Consider the following 17,905-nt stretch of genomic DNA (forward strand, 5'->3'; position numbering starts at 1 on the left):
TTTCCTCACTGGACTTGTGCGGTGCACACGTGATATAAGTGGGCCATGAATACTACAGAAGAATTTTTAAAAGACTACACCCTAGAAGGTGAAAAACTAGAAATATTTACTTATCCAGCACCAATTCTTAAAAAAGTTGCAGAACCTGTCACAGAATTCAACGACTCTCTTAAGAAATTGGCCAAAGACATGCTCTATACTATGTATCACGCACCAGGTATTGGTCTTGCGGCACCACAAATTGGTGTTTCTGATCGCATCTTTGTAATGGATATCGATTTTGAAAGAAAAGAAGTAACTCGTGCAGATGGTACACGTGATTACGACATCTCAAACTTTAATCCTAGAATTTTCATCAATCCTAAAATTGAAAAGACTGCAGGTGACATCGTTTATGAAGAAGGTTGTCTATCTGTACCTGGAATCTATGAAGAAGTGAAAAGAGCTGAAGCAATTAAAGTTACTTATCAAGACTTAGATGGAAATGAGCAAATTCTTGAAGCAGATGGACTATTATCAGTCTGCATACAACACGAGAATGATCATCTTGATGGAATTGTTTTCTTAGAGAGATTATCAACTCTAAAAAGAAACTTCTTAACAAAAAGATATATGAAGCGAGTAAAGGGTAGATAGTGAAAAAGCTCAAAGCTGTATTTTTTGGAACTCCTGATTTTTCATGTCCAAGCCTTGAACTACTTGCAAATCACCCACAGATTGACCTGCAATTAGTTGTAAGTATGCCGGATAGAAAAGCTGGCCGTGGACAAAAACTGCAATCTCCACCAGTGATCGAATACTGCAAAAACAATAGAATCAACTTCTATCAAACAGAGAATATCAATAAAGATGAAGAGCTACTTGCTAAACTAGAGGAACTCAATGCTGATTTCTTTTTAGTTCTAGCATTTGCACAATTTCTTGGATCAAAAGTTTTAAATATGCCAACGATTGGATGCTTTAATATCCACACTTCTCTATTACCAAAGTATAGAGGTGCTGCACCAATACAGTACGCACTTTTAAATGGTGATAATGAAACTGGTGTATCAATTCAAAAAATGGTCAAGAAGATGGATGCCGGAGATATCGTAAAAGAATCAAAACTTCCAATCTCATTTGAAGAAACAGGTGGACAACTATATACACGTCTAAAGTTTGCTGCCTCACTTACTCTAAATGATTTCATTCAAGATATGATTAACGATGATATCTCTTCTTATAAGCAAAATGAAGAAGATGTTACTTTTGCACCAACATTAAAAAAAGAAGACGGCCATATCAAGTTTTCTGAAAAAACATATAATGAAATTCATAATCAAGTACGTGCACTAAAACCTTGGCCTGGAACATTTTGCTTTCTAAATGGTAAAAGACTAAAGGTTTTAGAAATTAGTCCTTACACAGGAAACAAATTGAATGCAGGTGAGATTAAAATAAGTGACAATAAAATCTTAGTAGGATCGAAAGATAAAACTATACGTCTAGATATGATTCAACTAGAAGGAAAGAAAGCCTGCCGAGATACTGATGCAGTAAACGGGCTTACTAATAAATACGATACATTTGAAATTTCATAGAGGAGATTAGATGAAGACCATAATATCACCAAGTATTTTAGCCGCTGACTTCACAAATCTAATTTCCGATATCTCTGTAATTGAAGATGTAAACGATCTATGGCTTCACCTTGATGTTATGGATGGCCACTTTGTACCAAACTTAACATTTGGTATACCCATTATTAAACAATTGAAAAAGAAAACAAATCTACCTCTTGATGTTCACCTAATGGTAACTAATCCAGAATTTCATATGGAAGAGCTAAAGGATGTAGGGATAGAAAATATCACTTATCACTTTGAAATTGAGACAGACCATATAGAGCTCATTTCAAAATATCGTAGTCACTATAATAGCATTGGTCTTTCCATCAAACCAAAGACCAAGGCACAAGATCTAGATTTAGAACTATTAAAGAAACTAGATCTTGTATTAGTAATGTCAGTTGAACCTGGTTTTGGTGGGCAAAGTTTTATGCCAAATGCCTTAGATAAAATTGAATATCTAAACAAGGTGAGAAAAGAGAATAACCTAAGTTTTAAAATACAAGTTGATGGAGGCATCAACGAAGAGACTGGTACAAAATGTCGTAACAAAGGTGCCGACAATATGGTTGCAGGGTCATATATTTTCGGAAAAGAAAAAGATCAATATAAAACACAAATAGAGACTTTAAGATAGGAATATAAAGATGAAAGAAATTATTATCGATGGACACAGTCTAAGTGTCGATGACATCTATGAAGTATCATACGCAAAAAAGAACACTGTAAAAGTAAAGCTAAGTGATATTGCACGAGACAATATGCTTAAGTCTAAAGCTTACGTTCAAAATATTGTTGATAAAGGTGAGCCAGTATATGGGATCAATACAGGTTTTGGTGCCTTATCCGATAAACACATCAAAAAAGAAGATCTATCACAACTTCAAGTTAACCTTATTCGTTCACACTGTACTGGAGTGGGTAAACCATTTACGAAAGAAATCACGAAAGCAATTATGCTACTTAGAGCAAATTGTCTCGCTTCTGGATTTTCAGGTGTAACGATTGAAGCCGTTGAGTTACTAATTGAGTTTATAAACAATGATATTATCCCTGTTGTTCCTGAAAAGGGATCAGTTGGAGCCTCAGGTGACCTTGCTCCCCTTTCACATATTGCACTTGCTTTAATTGGTGAAGGAGAAGTTGTTTACGGCGGTAAAGAGGTTCGCTCAGATTTTGCCATTAGAGATATCGGAAGAGAACCAGTTGTCCTTGGACCAAAAGATGGACTTGCTCTAATTAACGGAACAGCTGTTATGGCCGCACTAGGAGCACTGGCAATTAAGAAAACAGAAAATCTGATTAAAGTTGCCGATATTTGTGCAGCAACTACTTTAGATGGTGTACGTGGAACACTAAGAGCGTATGATCCAAAAATTCATGGACTAAAACCTCACCCAGGACAAATTGCATCTGCAATTAACGTAAATAATATTATAGCTGGAAGCCAAATTCTTGACTCTCACGTAGACTGTGGAAAGGTTCAAGATCCATATTCTCTTCGTTGTGTTCCTCAAGTCCACGGAGCCTCAAGACAAACACTTGCCCATGCAAAAGAAGTAATTGGAATTGAATTAAATGCTGTTACTGATAATCCTCTAATATTTCTTAGTGAAGATGAAGTTATCTCTGGTGGAAATTTCCACGGTGAAGCTATTGCTATGGCAATGGACTACCTTGCTATTGGTGTTGCTGAGTTATGTAATATTAGTGAGAGACGTGTCGAAAAGATGATGAATCCAACATTCTCAGATCTACCAGCATTTCTTACACCTGAATCAGGTCTTAATAGCGGTCTCATGATTGCACACGTTACTGCTGCTGCTCTGACTTCTGAAAATAAATACCTATGTCACCCTGCTAGTGTGGACTCAGTACCAACATCAACAGATAAAGAAGATCATGTTTCAATGGGTGTAACATCAGGAAGAAAACTTCATGAAGTAATTGAAAATGCAACAAAGTGTCTTGCCATTGAACTGTTATGTAATTCGCAAGCGATCGAATTCCATAGGCCACTAAGATCATCAGATGCAATTGAAGAGTTAATTGCTCATATCAGAAAGTCTGTTGATAAAATTGAAGAAGATCGCGTATTTTACAAAGATATTAACTATATTGAAGCTCTAGTCGATAATGGCGAATTATTAAGAGCTGTAGAAAAACACGTCGGGAAATTAAAATAATGTATATCTACAAGAATATTAATGAACTATTAACACTCAAAGAAGCATTTAAAAAGGATGGCCGCAATCTTCTGCCTGAAGATTCTTCAATCATTAAAGATGCCGCTATTGTTTTTAACGACAATGAAATCCTTTGGGTCGGAGAAAGTTCAAATATTCCTGTAGAATATCAAGATAAAGCAAAGTCTACTAAAGACTTAAGTGGTTATGTCATTACACCTGAGCTTGTAGACTCACATACTCACCTAATCTTTGGTGGTAACAGAGCTGATGAATACCAAATGAGATTAAATGGTGCTGATTACCAGGCCATTGCTGAAGCTGGTGGTGGAATTGTTGCAACTTCAGTTGGAACAAATGAAACAAGTGATGAAGAACTTTTAAATCTATGTCGTGAAAGAGTAAACAGAATTGCATCGTACGGTATTGGAACGATTGAAGTTAAATCAGGCTACTCTCTTTCTTATGAAGGAGAAAAGCGAATGACAAAACTAATAGCTAAACTTAAAGAAGAATTTGCTCCAGATATTCAAATCATCAATACCTTCATGCCAGCACATGCACTACCAAAGAGCTACGATAATACTGAAAAGTATATGGATGAAATCGTCATTCCACTACTCGAAGAAATTGGTAATGATGGAATTATTGATTGTGTTGATATATTTCATGAGAAAGGCTACTTCAATGCTGATGATGTTAAAAAATTAGCTCAAACTGCGAAGAAGTTTAACATTCCAATGAAAACTCATGCTGATGAATTCAATGATAACAAAGGTGCAATACTCGCGTGTGAACTCGAAGCACTCAGTACAGACCATCTTCTATGTACTACTGAAGATGGAATTAAAAAGTTAGCAGAATCAAAAACAGTAGCAACGGTATTACCAGGTACAGGAATTTTCTTAGGTAAACCTAAAGCAGATGCCAAGGCACTAGCTGATGGTGGGTGTAAACTTTCTATTGCCTCAGATTACAATCCTGGTTCATGTCATTGTGACAATTTACTATTGTTAGCATCAATTGCTGCTCCTTTATATGGAATTAATATGACTCAAATGTGGAGTGGTATTACATTAAATGCAGCAGCTGCAGTTGGTAAATATGATCAAGGTGCAGTAGTAGAAAAGTTAAAACCAAGGTTTAGCGTCTTTAAGACAAAGACAATTTCTGAAATTACATATAATTGGGGAAGAAACTTGGCCGTTAATAGAAATTCTATTTAAGCCATTCCTGAATTTTTTCTTTGAATTCTTCAGAGTTAAAGTCTTTTGATCCATTAGCGACTTCCATCACTCTTCCGTCTTTGAATACAATAGAGACTGGGATTGCTGAAACCATGAATGCATCAGTTAACTTTCCGTTCTTATCTTTAACGATATCAAAGTTAACATTAAACTTTTTACTAACTTCATTGATTTTCTTATCTTGCTTTGGCCCTTCATCAGAGTTAATTGCAATGATTTTAAGATCTTTATTTTCAATTCCAGATCTTAATGAAACTAGACTAGGGAATTCTTCAAGACAAGGTGTACACCAACTTGCCCAAAAGTTTAAAATCACAACACCTTTTGAAAGATCTTCTTTTTTAAACTCTTTACCTTTAATTGATTTTAAATCTGGCCTAACGAGCATTGACTCATAATGTTGAATCTTTTTTGTATCAACGCCTGCAATTTTAGCAGTAGTAAAACTCTCATCAGTAACAAATAATGAGCCCAATACTAGAAAACAAGCGATTGCGATTAGTTTAAATGGAAATTTTTTTCTTTCTGTACTCAATTTCCGACCCCAGTTAAAATACAATTATACACAAAGTAAGAAATAATTGCATCATGCAAAAAAGGCAACTTAAAATGAAAGAAATTGGCAAAAATAAGAGTCGCAAACATTTTTTAGATGATTCCGGCCAAACTTTCATCGAGTTCATATTCCTACTTGTCATACTTGTCGGATTATCTGTAACAATCTTAAAGGGTTCCAACTCATTCTTAGCTGGCCAGTGGGAAATTGCAATAAACAGCATTGTGCGCAATTACCCAGGGCATGATCCTGGGTTAAGATTATCTCAATAATATTTAAATTAATTCTCTCTATACTGGAGTAAATATGTATATTTTATCATTAGATCAGGGAACAACTGGTACGACTGCAACTGTTATTAATGCTGAGACTTTTGAATTCATTGACAAAGAAAATCAAGAATTTAAACAGTATTTTCCAAATACTGGGTGGGTAGAGCATGATCTCGATGAAATATGGAAGAGTGTACGTCTAACTGTCGAAACAGTATTAAAGAGAAATAATATCGATACTAGTAAGATTAAATCCATCGGTATTACAAACCAGAGAGAGACGACATGTGCATTTAATCGCAAAGGAGAACCTCTTGCTAAGGCCATCGTTTGGCAAGACCGTAGAACGGCACAATATTGTGAATCGATTAAAGCAGATGAAGAGTTATTCAAAAAGAAATCTGGACTACCGCTAGACCCATATTTTTCTGGTACAAAAATGCACTGGCTTCTTGAGAATAACCAATACGTAAAAGAGGCCCATAAGAATAACGACCTAAGATTTGGAACGATTGATACATTCTTACTTTATCGTTTAACTGGACAAACATCTTTTAAAACAGATGTTTCAAATGCATCAAGAACACTCCTAATGGAACTTGATAATTGTTCATGGGATGATGAACTATGTGAGAAACTAGGGATAGATAAGAATCTATTACCTGAAATATGTGAATCGATCTGTGACTTTGGAATAACTAAAGGATTAAGCTTTCTGCCTGATGGAATTCCTATAAACGGAATTTTGGGAGATCAACAAGCGGCCTTGTTTGGTCAAGCATGTTTTAAACAAGGAACTGGTAAATGTACTTATGGTACAGGCGCATTCATGTTAGTTAATACTGGAGAAGAAAAGAAATATTCAGATCATGGATTACTCACTACTGTTGCTTATAAGTATCAAGGTAAGACACACTATGCTTTAGAAGGATCTTGTTATATTGCTGGTGCCTGCGTGCAATGGTTAAGAGATAATTTACAGATTATTGATAATGCCGCTCAAACAGAAGATAAGGCCTTAAATGTAAAAAATATTGATCAAATTAAAGACCTTTTACTTCTACCTTTTTTTACAGGGATTGGTTCACCGTATTGGAGACCAAACGCAAAAGCTGCTCTAATTGGAATGACAAGAGCAACAAATACTGATGATATATGTCGTGTGGCACTTGAAGGAATTGCTTTAAGTATTAATGATCTAATTAAGGCAATGAAAAGTGATATGGGTAGTGATCTTGAAGAATTCAAAGTAGATGGTGGAGCTGTTGCAAATAACCTCCTTATGCAAATTCAAGCAGATATTTCTCAAATTAATGTAACACGACCACAAATAATTGAAACGACATCTTATGGAGCTGCACTAGCAGCTGCAATTGGAGCAGGGCTTATGACCATAGAAGATGTTAGTAAACAATGGAAGAAAGAGTCTTTATTTGAAACTAAAAATGATCATCGACAATATTACGACTATAAGAAGAATCTTTGGTCTAAATATATAGAAATCAATTTCTAAATTAGCGGTTAGGGTTAATCCCCTAACACGCTAAAAATATCTGTAATTTTTCTAACTGGTATAATTTTTAATTTAGATTTCTTAGAAAACTCTCGTGCAATCTTTGGTGATGCAACTAGAGTCTTATAATTTAAGGATTCCATTTCTTTAATACGCATCTCCATATGAGGAACTGTTCGAACTTCACCAGTTAGGCCCACCTCGCCTAAAAAGATCGTATCTTTTGGAATAGGTTTAGATTTATATGAACTTAGAAGAGCTGCGATAATACTTAGATCGGACTCACGTGTTGTAAGCTTCATACTACCAACAACATTAACGTAAATATCATTCATTCCCATAGGAATTGAAGCATATTTTTCGATAATGGCCACCATCATAGCTACACGATTATTATCTAATCCCTGAGTTGTACGTCTTCCATTTCCGAATTTATTTTCTGCTACTAAAGCTTGTACTTCTACAAAGAGCGGTCTTGTCCCTTCTTTTATACACGTTAAGCTCTTCCCGAAACTCCCTTCAAGATCATCTTCTAAGAAGAATTGTGAAGGATTCTTTACTTCATTAAGGCCATCTTCTTTCATTTCAAAAATACCAACTTCATTAGTATTTCCAAAACGATTCTTGATTGCACGAAGCATACGATAATGACCAAATTGATCACCTTCAAAATAGATAACTGTATCAACCATATGTTCTAAAATCTTAGGCCCAGCGATAGCACCATCTTTTGTTATGTGACCAACAACAAAACAAGTAATACCAGTAGCCTTCACATGATTCATCAGTTCATAAGTTACTTCACGAATTTGTGAAACTGTACCTGGAGGCGAAGACAACTCACTAGATGTCGTTGTTTGAATTGAGTCTAGAACCATAAAACGTGGTTTTATCTTTTTAATTTGATTTAAAATATTCTGCCAATTTGTTTCGTTATATATATAGAAGGAATCGTTTTTTAGGCCCATTCGTTTGGCCCTACCGGCAACCTGCCCCTCACTTTCTTCACCACTTACATATAAGAAGCTTTCGTTTTCTTGTCTTCCTGATAGTTTTGATAACATTTCAGTTAAAAGAGTTGATTTACCAATACCTGGCTCACCACCAATTAAAATAAGTGATCCTGGAACAAGTCCTCCACCGACAACACGATCAAATTCATCGATCCCAGTTGAGACGCGATTGTATGTTTCAACTTCAATTTCTTTTAATTTCTTAGGTTGAGTCTCACCAACGGCCTTTACTTTAATACTTTCTTGTACTGGCGAGAAAGTTTGCTCTGTGAAACTATTCCATTCACCACAATCTGTACAACGCCCCATCCATTTAGCTGTTTGGAAGCCACAGTTTGAACATTCAAAAACTTTCTTACTCTTTTTGGCCATTAATCATTCCCATTACTTCATCTTCAGTCTTAATAGTAATTCCCAACTCTAATGCCTTCTTATACTTAGAAGACTTAGCTTCAGTTTCATTTGTAAGAAGAATATCTGTATTCTTACTTACAGAACTAACAGGAGTTCCACCAGCTGCTTTTATATCTTTTTCAATCTCACTTCTTTTTCGAGATAAAGAACCAGTAATACATATTTTTATTCCAGCCAAGCTAGATCCAGTATCATTTTCGATTACTTCAAATGTGAAACCTATTTCTTGTAAGTTTTTTATAAGATCTTTTTTTTCTTGTAATGAATTAACAAAAGTCGTTGCTGACTTCTCAGCAAATCCTTCTAGGCCTTGTAGTTGCTCTGCTGTCATCGATAGCAACTTCTCGATTGAGTCAAATCCACCTTCAACAACTTTTTCACATTTATTATAGGCTCCACCAGTAATACCTAGTGCAGAAAGAAAAGTAATAAGATCAGCCTTCTTTGACTTTTCAATACTAGTTAAAAGTTTCGTGGCCAATTTTTCTTTAACTTTATTTAGTTCAATTAATTTATCAATATTTAAATTATAAAGATCTTCAATCTTTGTTACTAATTTACGGCGAATCATTTCCTCGAGACGCTTAGAACTTAAATCATCAATACCTATCTTTTGAATGAAGTTTAAGATAACTTCTTTGACTTGTGCCGGACATGCTGGATTATCACAAATGATTCGTATATCAACTTGTTTAACTGGAGCATCACAGCTAGGACAATGTGTTGGTACAGAGAAATCATTCTCTGACTCTTTAATTGTTTGCAGAAATTTAGGTATAACTTCACCACTGCGGATAATTTCGATCTTATCACCTGCTTTTAGATTGTGTTGTTTTACCATTCCAAAGTTATGAAGTGTAACACGTGAAACGACAGCACCACTGATACTAACAGGCTCAACTTCTCCAACAGGAGTTAAAATACCATTTCTAGAGACCTGCCAAGTAATCGACTTAAGTATCGTTTGAACTGTTTCACCAGGAAACTTAAAGGCCATTTTATAACGAGGATGATGGGCAGTCTCACCGAGTTCATGATGTAGCTTTATATCATTATAAACAAATACCAACCCATCAATTAAATAATCACCATTGGCCATAAAATCTTTTGCATCCTCTATCGACGCTTCAAAATCTTTTTTTGATTTCATGATCTCATATTCGAGAATATCAAATCCTTGCTCTTGTAAATGATGGTATTTCTGTTCTTCCTTATCAAAATCAATTCCTAAAACATCAAATGCTTTAAAATTAATAAAAGAACATAAGTTTATATTTTCCTTACGGCCAACAAGTCCTGCCACAATATTTCGTTGAGAAGTAGGTTTTTCAAGACCTTGTGAGATCATCGCTTCAGATAATTTAAAAAATGACTCTTCGTCGCAATACATTTCACCACGAATTTCTATTCTCTCTTTATCTTGAATGGAACTAGGGACACCTTTCATCCATTGTACTTTTTGAGTGATATTTTCACCAAATGTACCATCTCCTCTAGTCTTACCTATAACAAGTTTTCCATTTTCATAAATCAGTGAACATGAAACACCGTCAACTTTGTAAATTCCTAATACTTCGTAGTCCTTGGCCCAATTGATTAATTCATCGATCTTATATGTTTTTCCAAGAGAGAGCATTTTCTTATCATGCTTTACCTTTTCAAGTGACGATATAGTAGAACCTACTAAATTTAGGACCGGATTATCAGGGTCAATTTCCCTAAGCTCATCTTCTATTTTATCGTAAGCAATATCACTTATTTCAGGTTCACCGCGATAATATAAAGCTTTATGATACTTTATTTGATCTTCTAACAACTTAATCTTATTCATTATTTACCTGTTAAAACTTAAATTTCACACCGGCTTTAAGTGATGTACTTTTGATATCAACCTTTCTTTGATCACTGGCAAACTCGGCTTTGTTTCCTAAGTAGGCAATCCCACCAAATAATGTGACTGCAGGGCCATACTTATATTCTCCACCAGCTTCAAGATAGATATTACTTGTATCGCTTGCATTTCCAAAAACCGTAACGTCTTCTTCATAACTAGGAGAGAACATAAAATCGAACTGAAAATAAATTCTTAAATCTTTAACAATTGGCATTGAACCTTTGGCACCAATGAGAAGACCACTGAAGTTAACTCCAGTAAAGCCATTACTAATTTGTGTATCATAGCCATGTGAGTATGAACCGTAACCAAGATATATATCAATTTGTGGACCGAAGAAGAATCCCATTGGTAAATACTTATAACCAGCAAGAAGTCTGAATGTTGAAGAATCCATTGAATTATCTTCAGGACTAAGAGTGCCTGAATCTTTAGAATAACTTCCAAATCCTTTTTCTAGATCAATCCCAACCCAGTAGTTTCTAGTAGCATAAATTTCACCCTCAATTGCAATTTTAAAATCAAATCCACTAATGGCCTTTGTTCCGCCTGAAGCAGACGAATTATTATTTGATCCAGTACCTAGTAGTAGAGAGGCTCCAAAATTACCAAGTAATCCAAAGCTATAAGCTTCCTCGTCCTCAGTTGGTGTATACTGCATCTCTCTTTTTTCAGATGATTTAGTATTCTTATTAATGATCACCCAATCATCAACTTGTACAAGACTTTTGTCTTCGTATCTTAAAACTTTAACTTGTGAGAGACTTTCACCTACATGAATAATTCGTCCAGTACCAATTGTTTTCGTATCCCAGTCAACAACTTCTTTTAAAAGAGGATGGCGACGACGTCTCATAGGACGTACTATTTTTACTTCATAATCAACATAGATCCCTGCATCTTTACCTAAATCAATTGAGAATTGCTGCCCTAGTACACCAAGAACTCTAGCATCATAAGGAATTTGCTTTTCATATTGGTCTAACCAATTATTTACAGTTTGAGCAATAACATCAGGATCATCCTGATTTAAATCTAATTCTTCTCGAAATAAGATATCTTGTCCATTTGCACCTATAATTTTTAAGTGAACTGTTACACCTTGAGGAAGTGATTCAATTTTAACTTTAATAATTGAGCCAGCATTTGTTTTATCAGAAACTAAACGTAAAACTTTTGGATTTTCTAATGCCTTATCTAGATCCTGTTTATAGTTTGATAAGATATTAATAATTTCAGAATTATATTGGTAATAACACCAACGAGAAGACTTTAGGTAGCGCTCAATTTTTGAGAAAACTTCATACCCGATAGCTCCTCCAACAGTATCCCTTACAGGTAAGATCATACAACGACGAGCACTTGGTGCAGCAAAAGCATCAATTGAGATTAGAATAATAAAACTAGTTAAAAGTAACTTGATTATTTTCATTCAGACGGCCTTCATAAAGATCAACAAGCATCTTATACTCATTAATCTCTTGTTTGGTTTTGATTAATTCTTTTTTTAATTCTTCGTGTTCTTCTTGTAATCGTTTTAAATATACGATTGCATTTGATTCATTAAATGAATCATTATATTCCCACTCGTTAATTTGAATCAGGTATTTACCGTTTTCAAACTTCCAAATTAATTTTTCTTTTTTTATATAGCGACGAATTGTTGATATTGAGATTCCCTTCAACAATGAATAGTCATTTATGTCCATCCAAATCATTCCTTAATTTTAACTAACTTGACGTGCTTTGCCAAAATTTATCAATGCATAAATGCCTATATCGAGTATAATTAATTTATGAATCGAATTGACATGGAAAACTTACGTTCAAAAAAGACAGCACTCGTACTTTCAGGTGGAGTTGTTAAAGCTGCTGCATGGCACCTAGGTGTTAGCTGGGCACTTCATGACCTAGGTTTTACATTTAAGCACAATCATTCGGACGTAAATCCTGATTTTGAAATCTCAACATATGTTGGTTCAAGTGCTGGGGCACTAATAAGCCTCTATTTAGCATCAGGCCATTCTCCAATGGACATTATTGAAGCATTCCTACACAAGAACAAACATGGCCTAAAACCAATTACATATCGAGATATGCTCTCCATTAAAAGGCCAAAATTAAAACCTCACCATCCAAATCTCTATGATCCATTAGATGGTTTCCCAGGAATGTTAAAAAAAGTCTTAAGCCCAATAATCTCCATATCGGGATTATTTTCAACTCAAGGACTCCATGACTATATTGTAGATAATATTATTAAATCTAATAATTTTGATGATTACGACGCCGATCTATTTATCATAGCCACTCAACTAGATCACTCTAGAAAGGTTATTTTCTCAAGGTATAACTACCCAAACCCAAGTCATGATCCAACTGCACACTACTATACTGATATTCCAATTGCTGAAGCTGCTACTGCTTCAATGAGTGTGCCACCATTTTATACACCTTATCCAATTCATAATAATACAACAAATAAGACTGACTTCTATATAGATGGTGAAATTAGAGAAACATTATCAACACATGTTGCTGTGGATAATAAGTGTGATTATATTATTTCAAGTTGGACACATACGCCTTATCACTATCAAGATGAAATTGGTTCACTTGCAAATTACGGACTACCAGCAATTTGTACACAAGCAATATACCTAATGATTCAAAAGAAGATTATCGACTCTCGTGCTCGAAGAATTGCAGCACAGGATATTATTGATACTGTTAACCAGTATATGATTAATGAGAAATTCAGTAATGATCAAAGACGTCACATCACTTCTATTATTGAAAGAAAGCTTAATTACGATCCAAATGTTAAATTAATCGATATTTATCCAACTCATGAGGATTTCAATCTCTTTTTTGCTGATGTATTCAGCTTGAATCCTAAGAAGATGACAAAAATGCTTGAAGCCGGCTACAAACGAACAATGGATATATTTAATAATAAAGAATTTGAAGCATAAAAAAAGCCCACTTAAAAGTGGGCCTTCTTATATCTATAATTTAAAATAAAAATTAAAGATCAAGTGGTACTGATACTCCAAGTAGGATTTCATCAGAATCTAAATCTACTGTACTACCATTTAAGTCATCATAATTAATTTTTCTATACTCAAAGTTAATAGATACAAAAGGTAGCATTGTTAAACCAACACCTAGGGCCATACCCGATCCTTCATATTCAAATGCACCAGACTCTAGCTCAGAATTAAGATAATAAGATGCATAAGCTCTAGCCAGAATTGGTAGATCAACAGCTACAAAAAGTCCCATATTAGAAACATCTGCATCATCTCCATTTGCGTCATATGTCCCCATATTATAATCAAGACCAAAACTAACAAGCATTGGTAGAGAATAACCTAAACGTCCACCAATATTAATTCCATCGGTATCAGTCCCTTCAAAATCTCCAGCAAAATTGTAAGCTAAATAAGGCTCAACATAGATACCCGCATTTGCTTGAAATCCCGCAACCATAATCATCATTGCAATTAATAATCTTTTCATAAAATCTCCTCATTTTATCTAGTAATTTCTCTCAAACTAGATGTGTTCAATAATATATAAACCTTCGGTACAAAAGCTTTGCATATAGTTAATATTTCCATTTCCTGAATCAATTTTCGTATTAAGAATTCCGTAATCATGAGAGATCACAAAGACCTTCTCAGTTAGCCCTGTAATTTCAGCACTCACTGTTCCATCTTTATCCATATAGTAGAAATCATAAGATCCTGATGGTCTAAGCGAAGACATATAGGCTTCGAAGTTCACAAGAGGTCGATCTAAATTTATTTGGATTACACATGCCCCATTATCAGCATAGTTTTGGAATAATTCTTTTAAATAATCAATATACTCAAGAGATGGTATGACAATCTTCTTAATATCATCAAAACCAACAAAAACAGGTGTCTCTTTTCCAACTTCTAAATAGTGTTTAAATCCTGCTTCACGAATTGGTGCGATTAATTTGTAACGATTAAGGCCAACTTTCGTTGGATTAATATCTCGGTTAAAGTAGTTAATACTTTTAGCATCAAGATTCATTTGTTGTAGTGTTTTAGCAGCTAGATTTTCTTCAAAAACAGAGAAATTAACAGCCTTTGAACTCAGTAAATATGGTGCTTCATAAGTCATTTCATCTTGAACTAGATGGATAATCTTTTGAGCAACCTTTCCTTTAAAGTCCATGTATTTAATTAAGTGATTACCTAGTTCAACATCTAAGTAAAGCTCATATACAAACGATCCACCTGGCTCAATTTGCTTAAAGTTTTTATTTAAAAATATTTTCTTTTTAAATTTACCCGTAAATGTTGATGTATCAATCTTACTTCCAAGATCAACTAAAATGTGTGCACCCGTTTCCTCTTTTATCTTATTCTTTTCAAGAATTTTATCGAGGTAATCTGTACTTATTACAGGAATATCAAATGTCGTATCACTTCGAGCACTTAATTCAAAATTTGTACGAATAATTCCACGAGCAGCTACAGATGCTCTAAATGTAGAAAACTTATCATCTGGAGCAATTGGTACTTTGATAACTGAAGAACCTGCATCAGTTAGTAATTCATTTAAATTATAACTAGGCACTAAGTCGTAATCGCTTAAATTATTCTTTGATGGGCCTTTATGATTGAACTCTCTAAGCTTAATATTAAACGTAGAAGCCGCTTTCGTACGTTTCGCAGCTGATTGTATAAAGCTTGAGAAATCAATTATAGGCTTATAGTTTTTAGGCTTTCCGACTGCTTTTCTTGCCTTACTCTTCAAAACTACAGTCGGTCTTAAGACCGGTTTAGCTTTATTCACTTTTTTCTTTTTATCATCACCGTATGTAAAGAAGACCATCTCTTCTTTCTTGGTTTTATCTTTTGCATTCTCAATTGCCTTTGGATTTCCATGCTTGTTAATTTTTTTAACGCCAGATGATCTCAAGTTAATTGTGTCAGAATAAATATCAGAAAAGTTGAATGAATTTAATTCCTTCGTTTCAAAATTCTTAGGCTTGAGACGAATTATATCGCTTCCAGTAAGTGCTGAAGAACTTACTTGAAAAATTAAGAATAATAGTGAAATTAGAAGCTTTATCATTAGCTCTATTTTCGCATTATTACTTATTTTTAAGCTTAAGAGGCAAATATTGCCGATACAAAAAAGGCCCCGAATTACGGGGCCCTTTTATATTTCAAATAGTATTAAATCTATTTAGAAATTTGCTTAACTAGTTGTAATCTAAGCTGCGCTCTTTCAACCTTACGACGGTATTTAACTAATTCTTCGTCAGTTAAAGTATCTTTCAGTTTTTCACGAGCATAAATTAGTGCATTAGTAGCTCTTTCTTCGTCAATCTGATTATCTTCTTCAGAAGTCAAAGAAAGGATAGTAATTTCGTCGTTTAAAACTTTTACTATACCATTAGTTACAGTGAAAAATCTCTCTTGATCATCACCGTGAACTGCAACGCTACCTGTAGCTAGTTTTTCAACAATATGAGTGTGACCTGCTAGAACTTCAATTTCACCCTTTAGAGTTGGGATAAATACTGATTCTGCCGGTACATTCTTCGCTACAACTGAGCTAGGCGTTAATATATTTACAACAAAGTTACTCATCATTTAATCCTTATTATAAAGCATTATATATTTTGCTCCTACCTCGAACCGCTCGGGCCTAAACCCTCGCTCTCGAAAAAAGCATGCTCCTTACAAGGGGAGCTTGCGAAGCAAACAATAGACTGGCCTTAGCCAGTCAATTTTGCTTACGCATCCTTTTTAAGTTGTTCCCATTTTTCGTATACCATATCTAGGTTACCAACTAGGTAGAACGCTTGCTCAGGTACTTCATCACATTCACCCGCTAAGATAGCTTTGAATGCTTTGATAGTATCGTTGATGTCTACGAACTGACCTGGGATACCAGTGAATTGCTCAGCAACGAAGAATGGTTGAGAAAGGAACTTCTCAATCTTTCTAGCACGACCAACAAGTACTTTATCATCTTCAGAAAGCTCATCCATACCAAGAATAGCAATGATATCTTGAAGCTCTTTATATCTTTGAAGAATCTCTTGAACCTGTCTAGCAACTGCATAGTGATCTTCACCAAGAATATCTGGAGATAGAATTGTTGAAGATGATGATAAAGGGTCTACCGCTGGGTAAATACCTTTTTCAGCAATTGAACGGTTAAGTTCTGTTGTTGCATCTAAGTGAGCAAATGTAGTTGCTGGAGCCGGATCCGTATAGTCATCGGCTGGAACGTATACTGCTTGAATAGATGTAATAGAACCGTCTTTAGTTGAAGTAATACGCTCCTGCATAGCACCCATTTCTGTACCAAGAGTTGGCTGGTAACCAACGGCAGAAGGGATACGACCAAGAAGGGCAGAAACCTCTGAACCTGCTTGTGTAAAACGGAAGATATTATCAACGAAGAAAAGAACGTCTTGCTTTTCTTCATCACGGAAATATTCTGCAATAGAAAGACCAGTAAGAGCAACACGTGCACGTGCACCTGGTGGCTCATTCATCTGACCATATACCAGGGCAGTCTTATCGATAACCCCTGACTCTTTCATTTCTTCGTAAAGATCGTTACCTTCACGAGTTCTTTCACCAACACCTGCGAATACTGAGAAACCACCGTGTTGAGTTGCAATGTTGTTAATAAGTTCCATAATTAGAACTGTCTTACCAACACCAGCACCACCGAATAGACCAATCTTTCCACCTTTTAGGTATGGAGCAAGAAGGTCGATAACTTTAATACCAGTAAAGAATGGCTCAAGTTTAGTCGACTGGTTTTCAAATGTTGGAGCTGTATTGTGAATTGAATAAGATTTCTTATTTCCAATTTCACCAGCTTCATCAATAGCTTCACCAACTACGTTGATAATACGACCAAGACATTCACGTCCAACAGGCGCTTGAATTGGTGCACCTGTATCAGAAACAACTAGCCCTCTTGAAAGACCTTCAGTCTGATCCATTGCAATTGTTCTAACAACGTTATCACCTAGGTGAGAAGCAACCTCAAGAACAAGGTTATTTTCTTTGTCGTTAATTGTTTTGTTTGTAACTGTGAGTGCGTTATAGATTTCCGGTAAATTTCCATCAGCAAATTCAACGTCTACAACAGGACCCATAACTTGACGAATAACACCTTTTGCTTGTGACATTC

16 protein-coding genes are annotated in these 17,905 nt (G+C 35.1%); 7 read left to right on the top strand and 9 right to left on the bottom strand.

The window, feature by feature from the left end; genetic code table 11:
- The first annotated feature begins 45 nt into the window (after nucleotides 1-45).
- The 5 genes from def to hutI are packed head-to-tail and all read left to right on the top strand — an operon-like array spanning nucleotide 46 to nucleotide 5,019.
- Nucleotides 46-636, top strand: a complete 591-nt coding sequence (gene def / locus BALOs_RS14940) for a peptide deformylase (protein ID WP_114705967.1) — start codon at nucleotides 46-48, stop codon at nucleotides 634-636.
- Nucleotides 636-1,580, top strand: a complete 945-nt coding sequence (gene fmt / locus BALOs_RS14945) for a methionyl-tRNA formyltransferase (RefSeq protein ID WP_162929724.1) — start codon at nucleotides 636-638, stop codon at nucleotides 1,578-1,580. The genes def and fmt overlap by 1 nt, the downstream gene beginning before the upstream one ends.
- Nucleotides 1,581-1,590: 10 nt before the next feature.
- Nucleotides 1,591-2,244, top strand: coding sequence for a ribulose-phosphate 3-epimerase (rpe, locus tag BALOs_RS14950; RefSeq protein WP_120405616.1), 654 nt, complete (start codon nucleotides 1,591-1,593; stop codon nucleotides 2,242-2,244).
- Nucleotides 2,245-2,254: 10 nt separating this feature from the next.
- Entirely contained in the window at nucleotides 2,255-3,793 is a 1,539-nt protein-coding gene (hutH, locus tag BALOs_RS14955; RefSeq protein ID WP_120405617.1) for a histidine ammonia-lyase, read from the top strand.
- Nucleotides 3,793-5,019, top strand: coding sequence for an imidazolonepropionase (hutI, locus tag BALOs_RS14960; RefSeq protein ID WP_120405618.1), 1,227 nt, complete (start codon nucleotides 3,793-3,795; stop codon nucleotides 5,017-5,019). Before hutH ends, hutI begins: the two co-directional genes overlap by 1 nt.
- Here the strand turns inward: hutI and BALOs_RS14965 are convergent.
- Nucleotides 5,012-5,575: a TlpA disulfide reductase family protein gene (locus BALOs_RS14965; RefSeq protein WP_114705972.1), complete on the bottom strand. Its 564-nt coding sequence runs from the start codon at nucleotides 5,573-5,575 to the stop codon at nucleotides 5,012-5,014. The two genes, hutI and BALOs_RS14965, sit on opposite strands and share 8 nt — an antisense overlap.
- A gap of 327 nt (nucleotides 5,576-5,902) precedes the next feature.
- On the opposite strand from BALOs_RS14965, the gene glpK reads away from it, so the two are divergent.
- The gene (gene glpK, locus BALOs_RS14975; RefSeq protein ID WP_120405619.1) at nucleotides 5,903-7,381 is read left to right on the top strand and encodes a glycerol kinase GlpK; all 1,479 of its coding nucleotides are present in this window, start codon (nucleotides 5,903-5,905) and stop codon (nucleotides 7,379-7,381) included.
- 14 nt (nucleotides 7,382-7,395) lie between these two features.
- Here the strand turns inward: glpK and radA are convergent, their stop codons facing one another.
- From radA to BALOs_RS14995, 4 genes are read right to left on the bottom strand one after another with little or no spacing between them, the layout of a single operon-like run.
- Nucleotides 7,396-8,766 carry a DNA repair protein RadA gene (radA, locus tag BALOs_RS14980; RefSeq protein ID WP_114705975.1) on the bottom strand — a complete coding sequence of 457 codons (1,371 nt, stop codon included), beginning with the start codon at nucleotides 8,764-8,766 and terminating at the stop codon, nucleotides 7,396-7,398.
- Entirely contained in the window at nucleotides 8,750-10,639 is a 1,890-nt protein-coding gene (ligA, locus tag BALOs_RS14985) for an NAD-dependent DNA ligase LigA (protein ID WP_120405620.1), read from the bottom strand. The genes radA and ligA overlap by 17 nt, the downstream gene beginning before the upstream one ends.
- Before the next feature lie 10 nt (nucleotides 10,640-10,649).
- Entirely contained in the window at nucleotides 10,650-12,134 is a 1,485-nt protein-coding gene (locus BALOs_RS14990; RefSeq protein ID WP_114705977.1) for an outer membrane protein, read from the bottom strand.
- Entirely contained in the window at nucleotides 12,106-12,411 is a 306-nt protein-coding gene (locus BALOs_RS14995) for a hypothetical protein (RefSeq protein ID WP_114705978.1), read from the bottom strand. The genes BALOs_RS14990 and BALOs_RS14995 overlap by 29 nt, the downstream gene beginning before the upstream one ends.
- 87 nt (nucleotides 12,412-12,498) lie before the next feature.
- On the opposite strand from BALOs_RS14995, the gene BALOs_RS15000 reads away from it, so the two are divergent.
- A complete protein-coding gene (locus BALOs_RS15000) occupies nucleotides 12,499-13,677 on the top strand; it encodes a patatin-like phospholipase family protein (protein WP_114705979.1) in 1,179 nt (392 codons plus the stop codon).
- A gap of 52 nt (nucleotides 13,678-13,729) precedes the next feature.
- On the opposite strand, the gene BALOs_RS15005 is transcribed toward BALOs_RS15000, so the two are convergent.
- The 4 genes from BALOs_RS15005 to atpD all read right to left on the bottom strand — a co-directional run bounded on the left by BALOs_RS15005 (nucleotide 13,730) and on the right by atpD (nucleotide 17,903).
- Nucleotides 13,730-14,224 (bottom strand): outer membrane beta-barrel protein, encoded by a 495-nt coding sequence (locus BALOs_RS15005; RefSeq protein WP_120405621.1) that lies wholly within the window; start codon nucleotides 14,222-14,224, stop codon nucleotides 13,730-13,732.
- A gap of 36 nt (nucleotides 14,225-14,260) precedes the next feature.
- Complete coding sequence (locus BALOs_RS15010; RefSeq protein ID WP_120405622.1) at nucleotides 14,261-15,817, bottom strand: hypothetical protein; 1,557 nt, start codon at nucleotides 15,815-15,817, stop codon at nucleotides 14,261-14,263.
- 110 nt (nucleotides 15,818-15,927) lie between these two features.
- Nucleotides 15,928-16,338, bottom strand: a complete 411-nt coding sequence (atpC, locus tag BALOs_RS15015; RefSeq protein ID WP_158536784.1) for an ATP synthase F1 subunit epsilon — start codon at nucleotides 16,336-16,338, stop codon at nucleotides 15,928-15,930.
- Between the two features lie 146 nt (nucleotides 16,339-16,484).
- A complete protein-coding gene (gene atpD / locus BALOs_RS15020) occupies nucleotides 16,485-17,903 on the bottom strand; it encodes a F0F1 ATP synthase subunit beta (RefSeq protein WP_114705983.1) in 1,419 nt (472 codons plus the stop codon).
- Nucleotides 17,904-17,905: the final 2 nt, after the last annotated feature.

It is taken from the genome of Halobacteriovorax sp. BALOs_7 (assembly GCF_003612895.1).
Taxonomy (GTDB): Bacteria; Bdellovibrionota; Bacteriovoracia; order Bacteriovoracales; family Bacteriovoracaceae; genus Halobacteriovorax_A; species Halobacteriovorax_A vibrionivorans.